16 protein-coding genes are annotated in these 18,332 nt (G+C 63.6%); 5 read left to right on the plus strand and 11 right to left on the minus strand.

The genetic code is table 11. The features are described 5' to 3' along the window. The first annotated feature begins 49 nt into the window (after positions 1 to 49). Positions 50 to 637, plus strand: a complete 588-nt coding sequence (locus U3648_RS00100; protein ID WP_420857226.1) for a hypothetical protein — start codon at positions 50 to 52, stop codon at positions 635 to 637. On the opposite strand, the gene rlmN is transcribed toward U3648_RS00100, so the two are convergent. Together rlmN and U3648_RS00110 are read right to left on the minus strand one after the other, a co-directional pair. Beyond that, on the minus strand, positions 634 to 1,815 hold the full coding sequence (rlmN, locus tag U3648_RS00105) for a dual-specificity RNA methyltransferase RlmN (protein ID WP_420857227.1): 1,182 nt from the start codon (positions 1,813 to 1,815) through the stop codon (positions 634 to 636). The two genes, U3648_RS00100 and rlmN, sit on opposite strands and share 4 nt — an antisense overlap. 106 nt (positions 1,816 to 1,921) lie before the next feature. Further along, complete coding sequence (locus U3648_RS00110) at positions 1,922 to 2,449, minus strand: invasion associated locus B family protein (protein ID WP_420857228.1); 528 nt, start codon at positions 2,447 to 2,449, stop codon at positions 1,922 to 1,924. Between the two features lie 211 nt (positions 2,450 to 2,660). Here U3648_RS00110 and U3648_RS00115 point away from each other — a divergent pair, with 211 nt between their 5' ends. Continuing rightward, the gene (locus U3648_RS00115) at positions 2,661 to 3,656 is read left to right on the plus strand and encodes an asparaginase (protein ID WP_420857229.1); all 996 of its coding nucleotides are present in this window, start codon (positions 2,661 to 2,663) and stop codon (positions 3,654 to 3,656) included. Here U3648_RS00115 and U3648_RS00120 read toward each other — a convergent pair. Further along, positions 3,653 to 7,216, minus strand: coding sequence for a hydantoinase B/oxoprolinase family protein (locus U3648_RS00120; protein WP_420857230.1), 3,564 nt, complete (start codon positions 7,214 to 7,216; stop codon positions 3,653 to 3,655). The two genes, U3648_RS00115 and U3648_RS00120, sit on opposite strands and share 4 nt — an antisense overlap. A gap of 140 nt (positions 7,217 to 7,356) precedes the next feature. On the opposite strand from U3648_RS00120, the gene U3648_RS00125 reads away from it, so the two are divergent. Then, positions 7,357 to 8,256, plus strand: a complete 900-nt coding sequence (locus U3648_RS00125; protein ID WP_420857231.1) for a lysophospholipid acyltransferase family protein — start codon at positions 7,357 to 7,359, stop codon at positions 8,254 to 8,256. A gap of 8 nt (positions 8,257 to 8,264) precedes the next feature. Here the strand turns inward: U3648_RS00125 and U3648_RS00130 are convergent, their stop codons facing one another. The 8 genes from U3648_RS00130 to U3648_RS00165 form a co-directional block, all read right to left on the minus strand. Then, positions 8,265 to 9,500: an efflux RND transporter periplasmic adaptor subunit gene (locus tag U3648_RS00130; RefSeq protein ID WP_420857232.1), complete on the minus strand. Its 1,236-nt coding sequence runs from the start codon at positions 9,498 to 9,500 to the stop codon at positions 8,265 to 8,267. Between the two features lie 7 nt (positions 9,501 to 9,507). Next, on the minus strand, positions 9,508 to 11,871 hold the full coding sequence (locus U3648_RS00135) for an ABC transporter permease (protein ID WP_420857233.1): 2,364 nt from the start codon (positions 11,869 to 11,871) through the stop codon (positions 9,508 to 9,510). Continuing rightward, complete coding sequence (locus tag U3648_RS00140; protein ID WP_420857234.1) at positions 11,868 to 12,593, minus strand: ABC transporter ATP-binding protein; 726 nt, start codon at positions 12,591 to 12,593, stop codon at positions 11,868 to 11,870. The genes U3648_RS00135 and U3648_RS00140 overlap by 4 nt, the downstream gene beginning before the upstream one ends. A 42-nt stretch (positions 12,594 to 12,635) precedes the next feature. After that, on the minus strand, positions 12,636 to 13,124 hold the full coding sequence (locus tag U3648_RS00145) for a gluconokinase (RefSeq protein WP_420857235.1): 489 nt from the start codon (positions 13,122 to 13,124) through the stop codon (positions 12,636 to 12,638). A gap of 3 nt (positions 13,125 to 13,127) precedes the next feature. Next, positions 13,128 to 13,973 carry an LOG family protein gene (locus U3648_RS00150; protein WP_420857236.1) on the minus strand — a complete coding sequence of 282 codons (846 nt, stop codon included), beginning with the start codon at positions 13,971 to 13,973 and terminating at the stop codon, positions 13,128 to 13,130. 63 nt (positions 13,974 to 14,036) lie between these two features. Next, positions 14,037 to 14,660, minus strand: a complete 624-nt coding sequence (locus U3648_RS00155) for a glycosyltransferase family 29 protein (RefSeq protein WP_420857237.1) — start codon at positions 14,658 to 14,660, stop codon at positions 14,037 to 14,039. Continuing rightward, on the minus strand, positions 14,657 to 15,634 hold the full coding sequence (locus U3648_RS00160; RefSeq protein WP_420857238.1) for a polysaccharide pyruvyl transferase family protein: 978 nt from the start codon (positions 15,632 to 15,634) through the stop codon (positions 14,657 to 14,659). Before U3648_RS00160 ends, U3648_RS00155 begins: the two co-directional genes overlap by 4 nt. Then, the gene (locus tag U3648_RS00165; protein WP_420857239.1) at positions 15,631 to 16,953 is read right to left on the minus strand and encodes a 3-deoxy-D-manno-octulosonic acid transferase; all 1,323 of its coding nucleotides are present in this window, start codon (positions 16,951 to 16,953) and stop codon (positions 15,631 to 15,633) included. Before U3648_RS00165 ends, U3648_RS00160 begins: the two co-directional genes overlap by 4 nt. Before the next feature lie 166 nt (positions 16,954 to 17,119). On the opposite strand from U3648_RS00165, the gene dapD reads away from it, so the two are divergent. Together dapD and U3648_RS00175 are read left to right on the plus strand one after the other, a co-directional pair. Further along, positions 17,120 to 17,947: a 2,3,4,5-tetrahydropyridine-2,6-dicarboxylate N-succinyltransferase gene (gene dapD / locus U3648_RS00170; protein WP_420857240.1), complete on the plus strand. Its 828-nt coding sequence runs from the start codon at positions 17,120 to 17,122 to the stop codon at positions 17,945 to 17,947. Next, positions 17,940 to 18,299, plus strand: a complete 360-nt coding sequence (locus U3648_RS00175) for a hypothetical protein (RefSeq protein WP_420857241.1) — start codon at positions 17,940 to 17,942, stop codon at positions 18,297 to 18,299. The genes dapD and U3648_RS00175 overlap by 8 nt, the downstream gene beginning before the upstream one ends. The last annotated feature ends 33 nt before the right edge of the window (positions 18,300 to 18,332 follow it).

Genomic DNA, 18,332 nt, shown 5'->3' on the forward strand with positions numbered 1-18,332 from the left:
GAGGAAAGGCACTGCCATGCCGGTAACCGTTGTCAGATCGCCAAACGCAATGCGCCTGACCGTCTCCATCGGTCCGGAGGCGCAGCGTGTCACCTTCAACCTTGATATGAGCCTTCAACGGCACGCATGGCGCAATCTGGACCAGGCCCAGGCCAAACCGATGAACAGCATTCTGGGGAATGCCGTAACCGACGGCGCAATCGAACAGGACCTCATGGCCCTTGGCGGGTTGCTGGAAAAGAAGCTGACCGGACGGGCGATGTTCGGCGACTATTCGTTGGGAAGCGGGCGGACCTATCGGGTCGACAACAGCTCACCCGCCAATCAGGAAACACCCAACCATTGCTATCCCATCGCGGGAACCGGGCTTTGGGCCGGCGTGTCGCAGGCTGTCTTTGCAGCCGCGGTGGCTTTTCGGCGGCTGGAACTGGCGTTGGATGGCAAATCCGGTACCCCCGAGGCGGTCTGGAACAGCATCAAGAACGACCCGACTGCCAGAACGTCGGAGATCTACAGCGCGTTCACCGGTGCCCGCACCCATGTCACGGCACTCGACAAGAAAGACCGGCAAAAGATTGTCGAAGCGGCGGGATCCTCGAAACTGGCGATCGCCATTTCCGGTTTCCTGAAGGCTTAAAGCCCGGCCTCGGCCTCGATCTCCTTGCGGGATTTGCGGGCGCGTTCGGTCGCCGACTTCAGCTGTCCGCAGGCCGCCATGATGTCCTCTCCGCGCGGGGTGCGGATCGGGCTGGCGTACCCGGCCTTGTAGATGATGTCGGCAAAGGCTTCGATCCGGTCCCACGGCGACCGCTGATAAGGCGCGCCGGGCCATTCGTTGAAGGGGATCAGGTTGATTTTAGCCGGGATACCCTTGATCAGCTTGACCAACCGCCGCGCGTCGTCATCGCTGTCGTTGATCCCGTCCAACATCACGTATTCAAAGGTGATCCGTTCGGAATTCGACGCCTTGGGGTATTCGCGCAGGGCGTTCAGCAATTCTTCGATTTTCCAGCGCTTGTTGATCGGGACGAGGATGTTGCGCACCTCGTCCGTCGTGGCATGGAAGGATACCGCCAGCTGGCAGCCGATTTCCTGCGCGGTCTTGGCGATTTCCGGCACGACGCCGGACGTGGACAGGGTGATACGGCGGCGCGACAGGGCGATCCCTTCGCCATCCATCGCGATCTTCATCGCATCGCGCACGTTGTCGAAGTTATAAAGCGGTTCACCCATGCCCATCAGCACGATGTTCGACAGAAGGCGCGGGCCGTTGTCGCCGGTGCCGACACCGGGCTCGGGCCATTCGCCAAGATCGTCGCGGGCCAGCATGACCTGCCCGATAATCTCTCCGGCGGTCAGGTTGCGCACCAGTTTCTGGGTGCCGGTGTGGCAGAACGAACAGGTCAGCGTGCAGCCGACCTGAGACGAGATGCACAGCGTGCCGCGATCTTCTTCGGGGATATAGACCACCTCGACCTCGTGCCCGCCCGCGATGCGCACCAGATACTTGCGGGTGCCATCCGCGCTGACTTGACGGGTGACCAGTTCGGGCAGGTCGATCACGAAATTCTCGGCCAGTTTGGCGCGGTAGTCCTTGGCAAGGTTGGTCATCGTGGCGAAATCACGCACGCCCCAATGATAGATCCACTGCCAGATCTGGTTGACCCGCATCTTGGCCTGCTTTTCAGGCGTGCCGATCTCGATCAGCGCCTCGCGCAGCTTGTCGCGGGTCAGTCCGACGATGTTGACCGGCCCCTCCGGCAGTTTGCGCGGAATGGTGACAAGGTCCTGCGTGATGGGGGCGCTGGCGGTCATGGGTCAAATGTCCTTAGTCTGGGCAGATGGGCCACATATAGGAAAAGGCGGCGAAAGCCAAAGGATTCCGCCGCCCGCAGTGTCATGCCGGCCTTGCGCCCGGCGATCAGCTGTTGCAGCGACGCCCGGCTTCTTCCACGGCAGCAGTAAAGCCGAGGAGCGAAAATTTGTCGGTCGTGACCGTACCCCGGCTGGAGCGCGCGACAAAGGTCGCATCGGCGCCGCGCTTCATGGCGTCAACGATCCGCTGGTCATCTTCGGGCGAGGCGGGCCAGGCCCATTCGCCTTCGGTGAACAGCTGGTACTGGGTGCCCCCGATATCGACTGAAACGGTCGACCCGCCCGCGAAGGGGTATCCACCGGTAAAGGCAAGCTGTCCGTCGACGCTTTCGCCCGGGCGATAGAAGACCATCAAAAGGATCTCGCCCCGCCGCACGGCGACGACATTGCCATCCCGCGTGTTGACGGTTTCCTTCGGGGCCGAGACCGCCCAGCATTCGCGGGGATCGGCCTCTTCAAATACGCTCCAGTCCGTATTGGCCGCGACCCGGTTGTCGGATTCCTGCGCCAACGCGGCCCCACCGCTGACCAATGCAGCGGACACGCAAATCATGCGCGAAATTCGTGAAAACATGCCTACAGCCTCCAAGCTGTCCTTGCCTCTTGCTCCTGCGCCTGCGGTGCATTCTTGTGGCACCATTTCCTGTGGCGAGCAGCCTTTCAACTCGATAGCACTAGCAATAGCAAGAAATTGCCGGTTTGTGAAAGCCCCAAAGGGGCGGGTGCCCCTTGGATTGCGCGGGAAATCGCGTGTTTGGGTAGACGTCGAGTGGATGGAAGGGTTGATGTCTGGTTCCGAAATACTGGCCGAGGTTTGGCGCGGCGACATCGTTGAATGTGTTCACCGGGGACATGCGGCGATCTGTAATGCGACCGGCGAATTGATGGAAAGCTGGGGAGATCCTGACGCGGTCGCTTATCCCCGTTCGTCGTCGAAGATGATACAGGCATTGCCCCTTGTCGAAAGTGGCGCGGCGGACAGGTTTGGCCTGACGTCGGACCGTCTGGCGCTCAGTTGCGCCTCGCATATCGGGGCCGCCTACCATACGGATCGGGTCCGCGCTTGGATCGCGGAACTGGGCCTGACCGACGCCGCCTTCCGGTGCGGCCCGCAGATGCCCTCGGATCCTGAGGCCAGCACCGCCCTGATCAAGACCGACCAGAGCCCCTGCCAGTATCACAACAACTGTTCGGGTAAGCATTCCGGGTTCCTGACCCTCGCAAAACATCTGGGCGCGGGGCCGGAGTATGTCGACATCGACCACCCGGTTCAGGCCGCCGTCCGATCCGCTTTTGAAGAGGTGACCGGGATGGAAAGCCCCCGTTGGGCCGTGGACGGTTGTTCCGCCCCGAATTTCGCCACTTCGGTCCGTGCAATGGCCGCGGGCATGGCGAAATTCGCGGCGGCGGGTGCGGCGGCAGGGCACCGCGACGCGGCCATGGTCCGGCTGCGCGAGGCGATGATGACCCATCCGGAACTGGTTTCCGGCAACGACAAGGCCTGCACCGATCTGATGCGCGCCTGCAAGGGACAGGCGGCGATCAAGGGCGGGGCCGAAGGCTACTACGTCGCCATTCTGCCGGGGCTGAAACTTGGCGTTGCGCTGAAGGTCGAGGACGGCGCGAAGCGCGGCAGCGAACTGGCGATCACAGCGATCCTTGCTCGGTTGGGCGTGCTGGACCCCAACCATCCGGCGGCCCGCAAATATCTGAACGCGCCGATCCGCAACTGGCGAGGGATCGAAACCGGGACGATCCGGCCGGGGCCGGGGCTGCGCTAGCGGCCCCAGCCGCCGCCGCCGGGCGTTTCCATCACGAAGGCCGCGCCGGCGGGCAGGTCGATCTCGTCGTTCCCGGCCATGTCCTTGCGGCTTCCGTCCGGCATTTCGGCCCAGTTTACACCGACCGCCCCCTGCGCCCCACCCGCGCCGCCGAACGGCGGAACAATCCGGTGCGAGGTCAGCGTCGTGACCGTCACCGGCGTCAGGAAGCGCATCCGCCGTGACACGCCGTTGCCCCCCGGCCATGTCCCCGCCCCGCCAGAATTGGGACGTATGCCAAAAGCCTCCAGCCGGACCGGGAACCGCTTTTCAAGGATTTCCGGATCGGTCATGCGGGTGTTGGTCATATGGCTTTGAACCGCGTCACAGCCCGGAAAGCCCGGGCCAGCCCCGGTTCCCCCGGCGATGGTTTCGTAGTTCTGGAAATCGTCGTTGCCCCAGATGAAATTGTTCATCGTCCCCTGACTGCCTGCGATCACACCCAGCGCACCGTATAGCGCGTTGCAGGCTGCCTGGCTCACCTCGGTATTCCCCGCAATAACCGCCGCAGGATAACGCGGATTCAGCATCGACCCTTCCGGCACGATGATATCCAGTGGCTTCAGGCAACCTTCGTTCAGGGGGATTTCGGCCCCCACCAAGGTCCGGAAGACATAAAGGACGACAGCCCGGCACACAGCGAAGGGGGCGTTGTAGTTGCCGCTGTGCTGGGCGCTGGTGCCGGTGAAATCGACCACCGCCGCCCGGCGCGCGCGGTCCACGGTCACTCGAACCTCGATCTGCTGGCCGATGTCCATCGGATAGGTGAACTGCCCATCGGACAGCCGGTCGATGACCCGGCGCACGCTTTCTTCGGCGTTGTCCTGAACATGCCCCATATAGGCGCTGACCACATCCGCCCCATAGGCGGCACAAACCTTCAAAAGCTCGCGCTTGCCGGTTTCGTTCGCCGCCACCTGCGCCTTGAGGTCGGCCATGTTCTGATCGGGATTGCGGCAGGGGTAGCGGCCAGAGGACAGCACCGCCCGCGCTTCCTCCTCCAACAACCGGCCGCCCCGCACAAGCTGCACGTTGTCGATCAGCACGCCTTCCTCGTCGATGTGGCTGCTGTCGGGCGGGGCGCTGCCGGGGGTGCGTCCGCCAAAATCGGCATGGTGCCCGCGCGACCCCATCCAGAAAGTCGCGCGCCCATCAACGAACACAGGTGTCACCACCGTGACATCCGGAAGGTGGGTGCCGCCATTGTAGGGGCTGTTGAGCATGAAGGCGTCGCCGTCCTGCACATCTGGGTTCAGGCGCATGACCGTTTTGATGCTGTCCGACATCGACCCAAGGTGCACCGGCACATGGGGCGCGTTGGCCACCAGATCGCCGTTGGCATCGAAGATCGCGCAGGAGAAATCGAACCGCTCCTTGATGTTCACCGACCAGGACGTCAGCGCAAGCGTCGCGCCCATCTGGTCTGCCACCGACATGAACAGGTTCGACATGACCTCAAGCAGGACCGGGTCCGCCTCGGTCCCCGCTGCCGGGGCGTGGCGGGCGGCGTCTGTCCGGTCAAGGATCAGGTTGCCCGCTTCGTCGATCCGGGCGGACCAGCCGGGTTCGACCATATTGGTTCCGGTCGGTTCCGTGATGATGGCCGGGCCCTTCACCGTCCAACCTTCGGGCAGGGTCAGCCGATCGAACAATGGCACATCGCCTGCCCCGTGCACCGGCACATGGGCGACAGGCTGGGCCGCGCCTTGCGGCGTGCCCATCGGCGGCAGGCTGTCGGCGGTGCCAATTGCCTCGGCGCTGATCATGTCGAACAGGATCGCCCGTTCCGGTGACGTAAAACCGAACCGCGCGTCATGCGCGGCCTCGAAAGCCGCCTGCATCTCGGCGACCGAGCCAAAGGGCACCGGCAGCGGCTGGTGCGACCCGTCATAGCGCAGATGGGCCTGCGCCTCGATCCGGACCTCGGTCACGCCTTGCGAGGCGACCTCCTGCCTCGCATCCGCAGAGATACGGTTCAGCGCATCGGACGCGGTGTCCAGGTCGGACAGGGGCGCATCGACCTGCACCTCGCGCAGGGCGCGGATTTCGGCAAGGCCCATGCCAAAGGCAGACAAGACGCCGGCGAAGGGATGGATGAACACCCGGCGCATGCCCAAGGCGTCGGCCACAAGGCAGGCATGCTGCCCGCCCGCGCCGCCAAAGCATTGCAGGGTATAGCCGGTCACGTCATGGCCGCGCTGCACGCTGATCTTCTTGATCGCGTTGGCCATGTTGTCGACGGCGATCCTCAGGAAGCCTTCGGCCATGTCCTCGGGCGTCCGCTCCGGGTCTCCGGTTTCCTCGGCCACCTGACGGGCTAGCGCGGCAAAGCCCGCGCGCACGGCCTCCAGATCCAGCTTTTCATCGCCGTTCTGCCCGAAGACCGCCGGGAAATGATCGGGGTTCAGCTTGCCCAGCATCACGTTGCAATCGGTCACGGTCAGCGGCCCGCCCCGGCGATAGCAGGCGGGGCCGGGATCAGCACCCGCGCTTTCCGGGCCAACCTGAAACCGGCCTTCGGCAAACTTGCAGATCGACCCGCCCCCGGCGGCGACCGTGTGAATGTCCATCATCGGCGCACGCATCCTCACGCCCGCCACTTCGGTTTCGAAACTGCGCTCATAGGTACCGGCGTAGTGGCTGACATCGGTGCTGGTGCCACCCATGTCGAACCCGATCAGCCGGTCAAAGCCCGCGGCCTCGGCCGTCTTGACCATGCCCACGATCCCGCCCGCCGGGCCGGAGAGGATCGCATCCTTGCCCTGAAACAGCCGCGCGTCGGTCAGCCCGCCGTTAGACTGCATGAACAAGAGCCGTTCGCAAACTGTCCCCACATCCAGCGCCCCGGCGACCTGATCGACATAGCGGCGCAGGATCGGCGACAGGTAGGCATCGACAACGGTCGTGTCGCCCCGACCCACCAGCTTGGCCAGCCGCGAAACCGCGTTAGATGTGGTGATCTGCGTATAGCCGACCTCGGCCGCGATTTGGGCCGCCCGGTCTTCGTGTGCGGGGTTGAGGTAGGCGTGCAGAAAGGCAATCGCCACAGCGCGCAGTCCCGCATCATATCCGGCCTGCAGGGCAACACGGGCGGCACCTTCGTCAAGCGGGGTCAGAACCTGCCCTTCGGCATCCAGTCGCTCGCGCACCTCGGCGACATCGGAATACAGAAGATCGGGCCGTTTGATATGCAGATCGAACAGGCGGGGACGGTTCTGGTAGCCAATTTGCAGAAGGTCGCGGAACCCTTCGGTGATCAACAGAAGGACGGGTTCGCCCTTGCGCTCCAGAAGGGCGTTGGTAGCAACGGTCGTCCCCATCTTCACGGCGCGGATCGACCCCGGCGCGGGCGCATCCGTGCCCATCAGGTCGCGGATGCCCTGAACTGCCGCATCGCGATAGCGTTCCGGGTTTTCCGACAACAGCTTGTGGGTTTCCAATGTCCCATCGGGGCGCTTGGCCACGACATCGGTAAAGGTGCCCCCCCGGTCGATCCAGAATTCCCATTGCCGCTTGGTCATGCCGCTTCTCCTGTTCTGCCCGGAGGAAGTGACCCCATCGGTGCCGGGAATGCAATGGCGCCCTCGACACGCCACGGCAGAGTTGCGTCACCTGCCATTTCAAAGGATAACCCGGGCTGCAAAGATGGCCCGGATTGAGAATGTCTGACACCCCAAACAAGACCGGCGACACCAAGGGCCGTGGACCGGGTGACTGGCTGCAAGCCAAGGTCGTCCTGTCGCTCTTGTGGTTTTTGCGCCTCTTGCCCTACCCAAAACGCGTGGCCGTCGGCGGATGGTTGTTCCAGCATCTGTTGGCGCCCGTGGCGGGCCACCGAAAGCGCATTCGCGCCAATCTTGCCCTTGTCTGGTCTGACCTGCCGCGCGATCGGGTGGAGGACCTTGTCCGGCAAGTTCCCAATTTCGTCGGCCGGACCGTAACCGAGCTCTTTTCACCGCGCGATTTTTCCGAGGTCGCACGACAGGCACCAGTCACCGGCCCGGGTCTTGCGGTCCTCGAAGAATGCAGGGCGGCTGGGCGGCCCGTCATCCTCGTCTCCGGACATTTCGGGAACTACGACGTGGTGCGCGCAGGACTGGGCGCGCGCGGGTTCGAGATCGGCGCGCTGTATCGCCCAATGGACAACCGGTATTTCAATGACGCCTATCTCGCCTCGATCCTTCAGATCGGGGCCCCGCTGTTTCCCCGTGGCCGGGAAGGCATGGCAGACATGGTGCGTTTTCTGAAACGGGGCGGGGCACTGGCCGTCCTGATTGACCAGCACATGCGGCAAGGCGAACCACTGAATTTTTTTGGCAAGACGGCCATGACGGCGACCTCGACCGCGAAGCTCGCGATCAAATACGACGCGCCGATTGTCCCCTTCTATTCGATCCGCCAACCCGATGGACTTTCATTCGAACTGGTTCTGGAGGCACCGGTCGAACGAGGGACCGCCGAAGAAATGACCCAGGCCTTGAATGACAGTCTGGAAGCGCGCGTCCGCGCAAATCCGGAACAATGGCTGTGGAGCCACCGTCGCTGGAAGGGGGCTAAGTAAGGCCCCCGTTAGCCGTTGCCCCTTGGGGCGACCTGTGCCCCATCCGCCAATCCAGCAGATGGATAGAGGATCACGGGATCGCCTTCGGACAGCCCTGACATCACCTCGGTTTGGATCCCGTCGCTATGTCCCAATTCGACCGGGGTCAGCCGCGCGATGCCGTCGACAACCCGGAAGAGAGCCCAGCCGTCGCTTTCCCGGAACAAAGCGCTGGATGGAACCTTCAGAACATCATCCGCCTGCCAGATGATGATCCGCGCCTCCAGCCGGTAGCCATGGCCAAGGCTGGGCCGCGCCTCGGGCGGGCTGAGCATGTCGACCACGACCCCGACGCGCTGTTCTTCCACGCCCAGCGCAGAATATTTCGTGACTCCGAACGGGTCGATCCGGGCGACCCGCCCCTCAAGCGCGACGGGTCCGCCCCAATCCTCCAGGCTGACCAGATCGCCCACAGTGACCTGCACCGCGTCCGAGGAAATCAGGTCCACGACGACCTCAAGGTCATTTTCAATATTGCCGATCTCCATCACCGGCGCACCGGCGGGCAAGATGGTTTCGCTTTCCTGCACGATCCGCAAGATCCGACCGGTGATCGGGGCGTAGAGCGGGATCTCGTCGCCGGACGCCCCGCCGATCGCATTGGCCAGCGACACGTCGTCGAAACCGATAAGCTGGGCGCGGGCATTGTTCAGTTCCGCCTCGCGGATGGAAATTGCGGCGCGGGCGGTATCAAGGCTGGCCCGGGCGGCGCGGGCGGCGCTTTGCGCCCGGTCCAGCGCCGCCTGACTGACGATTTCGCTATCGAACAGGCTTTGGGTGCGCTGCAAATCGGACTCTGCAAGATCATCTGCGGCGATGGCCGCGTTCAGATCGGCCTGCGCCACACGCAGCGCCGCCTCTGCCGCCTGAACGGCCGCATGCGCCTGTTCGCGGGTCCGCACGTCCAGCGCGGCAGGGTTAGTTGGCCGCATCTGGGCCACGACCGTTTCACCGCCGGTCACCTGATCGCCGGGATGCACCTGCACCCGCAGCAGGCGGCCCGCGACCGGGGTCGACACGACATAGGCCTCGCGCACACGGGTGCGCCCCTCTTCGTCGATGGTGACCTGAAGATCGCCGCGCACGACCTGTCCCATATCGACCAGGGTCGGTTGCGGCCAGAAGGCGGCGGTCAGCGCCCCGCCGACGGCAACCGCCGCCAGAAGGGTCAGAAAACTACGGGACAATTTACGGCGACGGGCCATGGCACGGTCACTCCCTTGTCTTGAGGGCTTCGATCATATCGGCCCGGTCAATATCGCGTTTCACAAGCCAACCGGACAACAGGGCCGCCGCGACAACCACGGCGATGGCAAGGCCCTGCGCCTGCGGCGCAAAGATGACGGGGATCTGGTAAAGTTCGGTCGAAAACCCGGCGGCGATGCCGGACGACAGGGACCGCCCGATCAGGATGCCCAAGGGCAGCGCGGCCAGAACGACCACGGCCAGTTCCCCCAGCAGGACAAAGGCCGTTTCCCCGGTATGGAAACCGATCACCCGCAGGCTGGCCAGATCGCGGGACCGTTCGGCCTGCGCCACGCGGGCGGCATTGTAGACGATCCCGAATGTGATGATGAAGGCCATGAACCCCATGACATAGCGGATCGACCCGGCCCCACTGTCCATGATGGTCTGGAAGGCGGCCAATGCCTCGGTCCGCAGGCTGACACCGGCGACCACCGGCATGTCCTTCAGCGCGGCATGAACCGAGGCCTGACGGTCGGGATCAACGGCAAGATAGGCCCCGCTGACCCGCCCCGGTTCGCCCAGCAATCGGTTCAGCGCCGCCAGATCCATATAGGCGGGCGACCCCATCAGGCTGTCCGCAATCCCGGTGACAGGAACGGTCAGCACCGGCTGGCTCCCCTCGCGCACCTCGACCGTCACCGGGTCGCCCGGTTCCAACGCGAGGATCGAGGCCAGCGCGGTCGACAGGACGACCCCCCGTTCTGGCAGGGCGATGGGCTGTTCGTTGGCGTCCAAAGCCCGGAACAGATGCGCCCCCGGCGCCAGACCGGTGATCGCGCCCTGATGGTCCAAACGCCCGTTGCGGAACACGACCGGCACTTGCCGCACCGGCTCGGCCAGGGTGATCCCGTCCATCCGGGCCAGTTCAAGGATCGTCTTGTCTGACGCCGGATAGGCGAATGTCACAGTCGCGTCGGACCGGTCGATCACGTTGAACGTCCGGTCAAGCGCCACATCGAACCCTTCGTAGATCGTCAGCATCCCAAGGCTGAGCCCCATGCCCGCTGCGATTCCAAAGACGGCCCCCGCCATCCGCCCCGGTTGCCGCGTGATCCGGCGCAGGACCATCCGGCTGGGCTGGTCCAGCCATTGCGACAACCCGGCCCCGAACCGCCCTGTCCGGCTGTAGTCGGGCGGTGTGGGCGGGCGCATCGCCTCGGCCGGGGCAAGCCGGAAGATGCGCCGAAGTACGAACAACCCGCCGATGGAGGCGACAAAGACACTGGTCGCGATCCCCGTCAAAAACGAAGCCGGTTCGAGCCGGAACAGGAGAAATGGAAACTTGTAGTAGGTTGTATAGACCGGGATCATCGCCCGCCCCGCCGCGATCCCCAAAAGGCACCCGAGCAACGCCCCGCCCAACGCGATGGTCAGCACAAGCTGCATATAGTGCCAGCCCACCTCGCCATTGCGGTAGCCGAAGGCCTTCATCAGGCCGATTTCTTCGCGTTCTGACTGCACGAGGCGGCTGATCACGATGTAAAGAAGGAAGGCCGCAACGGCGAGAAAGATCGGCGGGACGCCGGTCGAGGACACCTCCAGCCCGGCGATTTCCTCGGACACGAATCGGTTCGAGAACTGATCAGCCAACCCATATGCGCCCGGCCCGCCAAAAGGCGACAGAACCCGGTCGATCGCATCCAGCACCGCCTCTTCCCGCGCGTTGCGGGTCAGGGACACCAGCGCCTCGTTAAAGGCCCCTTCCAGATCATAGGCTGCCGCTAGGACAGAACGGTTCATCCAGATCACCCCGAACCGGGCGTCATCGGGCACGAATTCGCCCGGTGCGGTCGTATAGAGGAATTCCGGCGATTGCGCGGTTCCGACAATCAGCAGGCTGCGGCGGGCGCCATTCATGGTGGTCCGGATCCGGTCGCCGGGCCGCAACCCGTTAGCCGCCGCAAATCCGTCAAGCAGCAGTATCTCTTCTGGTCGCGACCTGTCGATCATCCGGCCTGCCGTCAGCAGGATGTCGTTCAGGCGCGGCGCACCGTGTTCGGGCAAGGACAAGGTCCGCGCCGATACCGGCAGATCCCGCCCCGCAATATCGACCAGCGCCATGCCGGTGATCCGGGTTTCCACCTGCGCCACCCCGTCGATCCGCGCCAGCGTTTCCGCGACCCGCTCCGGGGCCCGGGCCAACGGGGCAAAGACATCGGCCAGCCGGTAGCGGTCGTAATAGGCGTTTCGGGTTTCTGTGAGGGACAGAACAAGCCCGGTCATCATCACCTGCATCGCCACGCCGATGGCAATGACAAGACCGATGGCGATGGCCTGCCCCTTCATCCGCCACAGGTCGCGGGTCAGTTTCGCGTGCAGCGGCGTCACCACTCGATCTCCTCGGGAGCCTTGCGGGTCTTGTTCTTCACCACCTGACGTATCTCGCCGTCGGCGAAATGAATCACCCGGTCAGCCATGGCCGCGGTCGCGGCGGCGTGGGTCACGATCAGGATCGTGGTGCCCAGCCTGTCGTTCACATCCCGCAACACCCGCAGCACGGCCCGGCCGGTCGTGCTGTCCAAAGCGCCGGTTGGTTCATCGCAGAACAGAACCTCCGGTTCCTTGGCGACGGCGCGGGCGATGGCAACTCGCTGCTGTTCGCCGCCCGACAGCTGCGCCGGGAAGTGATCCACCCGTTCCGACAGGCCCACAAGGGACAGCGCGGCCTCGGGTTCCATTGGATGGCGCGCGATTTCGGTCACCAATTCGACGTTCTCGCGTGCAGTCAGGCTGGGCATGAGGTTGTAGAACTGGAAGACAAACCCGACATGGTCGCGCCGATAGGCGGTCAATGCCCGGTCGGTCATCTCGGTCAGGCAGTCGTCACCGAAGTGGGCCTCGCCCGATGTGGCCCGATCCAGCCCGCCAAGGATATTCAGAAGGGTTGATTTGCCGCTGCCAGACGGCCCCAGAAGCACGACGATCTCGCCCGACTTGATCTCAAGATCGACGCCGCGCAGCGCGTGCACGGCACTGTGTCCCTCGCCATAGGTTTTGGTTAGACCCTTGGCGCGGAACGCGGTTTTCGATTTGTCCTGCGGTTCGTCCATGCCTCACCCTAGCAGGATCAGCGGTCCAAACCCTGATCCTAGTCAAACGTCGCGCAATTTCGCCGTGATGTCAGCAACCTGTTCGGCCACCGGCAGTGCGGGATCGCACAAGATAGGTGCCTCTTCGGCGGTGGGCGGTTCAAGGGTCGCGAACTGACTGTCCAACAGGGAAGGTGGCATGAAATGATCCGCCCGCCCCGCCATGCGCTGCGCCGTCAGTGCTGGTTTGGCATCGATGTAGACCAGCGTCAGCCCTGCAACCCCGTCCCGCAGCCTGTCCCGATAGGCCTTTCGCAGTGCGGAACAGGCGAGAACCACGTCGCCACCCTCTGCCATTGCCGCCGCGCAGGTATCAAGCCAGGGCCAGCGCATTGCATCGGTCAGCGGCTGACCGGCGGCCATATGGGCGACGTTTTCGGCCGGATGTAGGTCATCGGCGTCTATGAACGCAGCGCCCAAGGCATCGGCCAACGCGGCCCCCAAGGTGGATTTTCCCGATCCCGACACCCCCATGACAACGATCTTCTGCATGGCTCAGCGTCCCGGAATCGCGCCCCTCCGTTCGCCCTTGCCTTCCCATGAATCGATGACAGCAAGCGCATCTTCGGCGGTTTCGACAAAGCGGAACAGGTTCAGGTCTTCATCCGAAATCGTGCCAGCGTCGGCCAGCGCGTCCCAGTTGACGATCTTTTCCCAGAAGGCGCGTCCGAACAGTAGGAACGGCACACGTTCCATGCGGCCGGTTTGGATCAGGGTCAGGCTTTCGAACAATTCGTCCAATGTCCCGAACCCGCCGGGGAAGACGCAGATCGCCTTGGCCCGCATCAGGAAATGCATCTTGCGGATCGCGAAATAGTGGAAGTTGAAGCACAGCTCCGGGGTGACGTATTCGTTTGGGGCCTGTTCGTGTGGCAACACGATGTTCAGCCCGATCGACTTCCCCCCGGCCTCTGCTGCGCCGCGACTTCCGGCCTCCATCACCCCCGGGCCGCCACCGGTGACGATGACGTTTTCAAGGCCCCCGTTCGCCTGTCCCTTCTCAGTGACTAGACGGGCAAAGCGCCGGGCTTCCTCGTAGTAGGCGGACAGATCGGCAAGGGTCTTGGTCCGGGCCGTGTCCTTCTTTGCGGGCTCTGGAATGCGCGCGCCGCCGAACAGCACGATGGTGGAATTGATCCCGGCCTCGTTCATCATCAACTCAGGCTTGAGCAGCTCCAGCTGCAAGCGAACCGGGCGCAACTCGTCCCGGCACAGGAAATCGTCATCCGCAAAGGCAAGCCGATAGGCGGGCGACCGGGTTTGCGCGGTATCGGGGATATGGGTCGCGGCTTCGCGGTCCTGATGGCTGTGGCGAAAGGGGTGACGGCGGTGTTCATTCATGGCCCGGTCCTCGTAAGTCTTGGTTGGTTATGCCTACCGCCTGCCACGCCGCATGGCCAGCGTTCAGCCAGCAGCGATCAGGGAAAACCGGTGATCCCTGGCGATCAGGGTTTCGACCCAGTCCCGTTCGGCATTGAAATCATGCGGGACCTGATCGCCCGTGCGGGCGCCGGACAAGGACTGCGATGCAAAGAAATCGAATCCGTAAAGGGCGACCTTGTTCGTCGGCAGCCGTGACAAAAGATCGATCACCATCAGCCCTGTCGTGGGCCGCCCTTCGATCGCCGAAGATAGGCGCTGATGCTCTGCCCGCGGAAAAAGATAGAACCCGGCGTTTTGTACGAAACCATAGGGCAGGCGCTTGCGCTTTGGTGTCATCCAAAGCCGCCTTGACGGGGCGCGGGCTGTAACGATTGCCGCATCCACAGGGATCGAAATCGCCAGCCAATCGGTTCGCGCCCCATGCGATTTGACCGACGGGATCGGCGCGGAATTGATCCGCACCACGATATCCGCCGCGTCGATCATGGGTCCAAGGTCCGTTGCCTCCAAAGATCGGGCGTTGCCGACGACCGCGACCGATTTGTCGGCGGTTTCCGCAGACAGGGCGGACAGGTCATCTGACAGGCGTTCAAGCGCCCGATCGTCTTTGCGCAACTTGGCAAGGGTGAAGGCCAGCCGGTTCATACAAGACCCGCGATACGGTTGAAAAGGTCCGCTGCCCGGTCCTGCGCAAGGGCCTTGTACGCCCTGAGATTGGTCAACTCCGTCTGGTCGAAAGGTGGTGGGACCGGCAAGGACGACAGCGCCTCTACCGGGACGACCCGAGCAGGGTTCAACCCGGCATCGGCAACCAGAACCTGAACCTTGGACGTGACAGAACCGACAGCCAGAAACGGCAGCTCTGCCAACAGGGAGTAGCACAGCCCATGGAACCGCCCCGTGACGTGGCCTGCCGCATTCGACAGAATGTGCAGATAGGCCGCTTCGTCCGGAGCCATCGTGAAGGCCGGAACCTTGCCTGAATAGACCCCGTTATAGACGCGCCACAACAATTGATGGGCGGGCCAATGCCGCCATATTGCCGAAGACAGCGTCTTGGACGGGACATAGGTCGCCTGTTGACTTTGGGCATAGCGCGCAAGGTGGGTGCGGACCGAATGCCGAACGCTGTCACCAACCACAAGCCCCGCCCGATAGCCCGCAGGCACCTGCACCCGTTCAGACAGGGACAGGTCGGGCACAAGGATCGCCTGCCCAACCCCAGCCGCCACGAGGTTCGCATGGCTGGCGCTGTCCCGTGCGGAAACAAGGGCGCAGCGTCTGATCACCTCTGCCCAGTCCGGCGGATTGTCTTGCCAGATGGTGTTGACGATCGCCACCGGCTTGCCTCGCGCGGCGGGATGGTCAACGACATCAAGAAGGCGCTGTCCCTTGTCACTTCCGCTATGAAACGTCCCCTCGCCGTTGATGACGATCAGATCGGCCTGACCGAGCCGGTCGACAAAGCCCGGGGTCCGGGTCCAATCGGTATGGGCAAGCGCGGTTGCCGTGATGTTGATCCCGCGCGCCGTCAGGCCGGACTTCAGCAACCGGGACACCCGGCTGCACCCGTGGTGGTATCGGGCCGAAGTATCGTTCAGCAAAACAGCTCTGGTCATCGCTCCGCCTCGGCCTTCGGGACAAAGGGGCGGATCATGCCGACAATCGCTTCAATCGGATTGGGCATGGACGCAATGACCTGTTTCGCGGCGCGGCCCGCGTCTTTGGCCCGTTGATCTTGTGAAAGCTCTGTCACCGCTCTTGTCAGTCCGGGCGCATCGTTGACGAAGGTCGCGGCGCCGGATTGCGCCAAGACATCGAATGCTTCGGCAAAGTGGCGGACACGGGGGCCGGATAGTATCGCCTTACCCTCTGCCGCGGGTTCATAGGGGTTGTGCCCCCCTTCGGTACCGAACCCACCGCCAAGGAAAACGATATCTGACAGCGCAAGGATGGTGCCCATCTCGCCCGTTGTATCGGCCAAGTAAATATCCGTCGACGGGCCGATGGGCGTTCGCTGACTTCTTTGCGCGACCGTCAGGCCCGCGGCCTGCGCTGCCGCAATGATCTGTGGCGCGCGGCGCGGGTGACGGGGGGCCCAGACAAGCAGTGGGCCGCCTTGGGTCTTCAGCGCGCGCGCGGCAGACAATACGACAGGTTCGTCATCCGCATGGGTCGAGGCGGCAATCCAGGTCGTGCGATGCCCGATCATGACCTTCAGTTCCGCCGCTTCCGCCGGTCTTTTGGGAAGGGCACCGCCAAAAGCCTTCAGGTCACCCCCGACCAGCAGGTTCGCCCGGTCGTATCCGAGCCGGTCGAACTGGGCAGCAACAGCATCGTTTCGACAATGGATCGAACAGATAAACCCAAGAAGGTGCCGATAGACCCCCGGATAACGGTCAAAGCTGCGCGACAGTCGGGCATTCAGCATCATCACGGGAATACCGTGATTGGCGGTGGCCGACAGCATGGTTGGCCAAAGGTCGTTTTCGATCACCAAACCGACTGTCGGGCGCCAATGATCCAGAAACCGGTTCCAGTGCGCGGCAGTGTCTGAAGGCTGAAACTGATGGAGCGCATCCGGCAACTGCGCTGCCACCCAATCCGCCCCGGTTTGGGTCATTGTTGTGATCAACACCGACACACCCAGATCTTTTTGCAGAGCGGGAACCAGTAGACGCAACTGGCTGACCTCGCCCAGGCTGGCGCCATGTATCCAGACCAGCGGCCCCTTGGGGCGTGCTATCGTGGCGCGGCCAGCCCGTTCCGGACGGCGCTCCTTTGCCGACCCTTGCCGGGCATGGACTAGGTAGGCCGCGGACAGAAACACACCGGGCAGCGCCCGACCCAGACCCCGCCATAGCCTAAGGAACACCGGCGCAGGGGGCGTGCCGGTGCGTGTATGCTGTATCTCTCTGTCGCTCGGGCTGTGCTGCACGGGCTGACCTTTGCATGGACTGGGCCTGATATCTATGGCTCCGGTCCAATCGCCACAACAGGAAACGCGCTTCGCCGCTCGCTGAAGGTGACAGGTCGCATTGTGCCAGCCACGACCTGCCGTTATAGGGCAACGCAACGTCAGATTGACCGGAAGGAATGGCCCCATGTCCAACGCCCAACTCGAATCCGCCATCGAAGCCGCGTGGGAAACCCGCGACCAGATCACCCCCGCCACCAAGGGCGAGACCCGGGACGCGATCGAAGATACGCTGAACGCGCTGGATAGCGGCAGCCTCCGCGTCGCCGAGAAGCAGGAAGACGGCAACTGGCATGTGAACCAGTGGGCCAAGAAAGCTGTTCTGCTTGGCTTCCGGATCAAGGACATGGAATTCCAGTCCGGTGGCCCGCAGGGTGCCGGCTGGTGGGACAAGGTCGACAGCAAGTTCGCGGGCTGGGGCGATGAAGAATTCCAGTCCGCCGGGTTCCGCGCGGTTCCGAACTGCATCGTGCGCCGGTCCGCCTATATCGCGCCGGGTGTGGTTCTGATGCCGTCCTTCGTGAATCTTGGCGCATATGTTGATTCGGGCACCATGGTTGACACCTGGGCCACCGTCGGCAGCTGCGCCCAGATCGGCAAGAACGTGCACCTGTCGGGCGGCGTGGGCATCGGCGGCGTGCTGGAACCGATGCAGGCCGGCCCGACCATTATCGAAGACAACTGTTTCATTGGCGCCCGGTCCGAAGTCGTCGAAGGCTGCATCGTGCGCGAGGGCTCGGTTCTTGGCATGGGTGTCTTCATCGGCAAATCGACCAAGATCGTTGACCGTGAGACTGGCGAGGTCATGTACGGCGAGGTCCCCCCCTATTCGGTGGTCGTGGCCGGGTCGATGCCGTCGAAGAACGGGATCAACTTGTACTGTGCCGTGATTGTGAAGCGGGTGGACGAAAAGACTCGGTCCAAGACCGGCATCAACGAGCTGCTACGTGACTGAGACACCGAAAACCAAGACCCCAAAACGCCAGCAAGTCTATACCCTGCTGGTCGACGTGGGCCGCAAGGACGGCGACGGGCTGCCAGATGGCAGCACCGGCGCCGCGCTGATCTGCTATGCCTCCGGTGTGGACGAGGCAGAGGCCGTGCGGGAAACAGTTGCGATCCTGAAGCAGGCGGACCTCGCCCCGCTGGACGTGACCGGATACGGCACGCTGGAAGAACGCCTTGCCGAAGGGCACGAGGTGCCGGACGAGGAACGGGACCTGATGCAGCGGGCGATGGATGAAAACGCGGTTATCGTTGCACAGATGACCCCGTTCTACGACGGCGAGGACACCGAGAGCGTCTGACGGACCTCTGTCGCAGGCCCTTCACTCAATGTC

The organism is Marivivens marinus (assembly GCF_035969385.1).
Taxonomy (GTDB): Bacteria; Pseudomonadota; Alphaproteobacteria; order Rhodobacterales; family Rhodobacteraceae; genus SELP01.

Excerpts from the sequence above, each read along its gene's own strand:
- U3648_RS00120 (WP_420857230.1), bottom strand. The coding sequence starts at position 7,216 with ATGACCAAGCGGCAATGGGAATTCTGGATCGACCGGGGGGGCACCTTT.
- U3648_RS00110 (WP_420857228.1), bottom strand. The coding sequence starts at position 2,449 with ATGTTTTCACGAATTTCGCGCATGATTTGCGTGTCCGCTGCATTGGTC.
- U3648_RS00125 (WP_420857231.1), top strand. The coding sequence starts at position 7,357 with ATGTCTGACACCCCAAACAAGACCGGCGACACCAAGGGCCGTGGACCG.
- U3648_RS00155 (WP_420857237.1), bottom strand. The coding sequence starts at position 14,660 with ATGAACCGGCTGGCCTTCACCCTTGCCAAGTTGCGCAAAGACGATCGG.
- rlmN (WP_420857227.1), bottom strand. The coding sequence starts at position 1,815 with ATGACCGCCAGCGCCCCCATCACGCAGGACCTTGTCACCATTCCGCGC.
- U3648_RS00145 (WP_420857235.1), bottom strand. The coding sequence starts at position 13,124 with ATGCAGAAGATCGTTGTCATGGGGGTGTCGGGATCGGGAAAATCCACC.
- U3648_RS00115 (WP_420857229.1), top strand. The coding sequence starts at position 2,661 with ATGTCTGGTTCCGAAATACTGGCCGAGGTTTGGCGCGGCGACATCGTT.
- U3648_RS00140 (WP_420857234.1), bottom strand. The coding sequence starts at position 12,593 with ATGGACGAACCGCAGGACAAATCGAAAACCGCGTTCCGCGCCAAGGGT.
- U3648_RS00160 (WP_420857238.1), bottom strand. The coding sequence starts at position 15,634 with ATGACCAGAGCTGTTTTGCTGAACGATACTTCGGCCCGATACCACCAC.
- dapD (WP_420857240.1), top strand. The coding sequence starts at position 17,120 with ATGTCCAACGCCCAACTCGAATCCGCCATCGAAGCCGCGTGGGAAACC.
- U3648_RS00100 (WP_420857226.1), top strand. The coding sequence starts at position 50 with ATGCGCCTGACCGTCTCCATCGGTCCGGAGGCGCAGCGTGTCACCTTC.
- U3648_RS00130 (WP_420857232.1), bottom strand. The coding sequence starts at position 9,500 with ATGGCCCGTCGCCGTAAATTGTCCCGTAGTTTTCTGACCCTTCTGGCG.
- U3648_RS00150 (WP_420857236.1), bottom strand. The coding sequence starts at position 13,973 with ATGAATGAACACCGCCGTCACCCCTTTCGCCACAGCCATCAGGACCGC.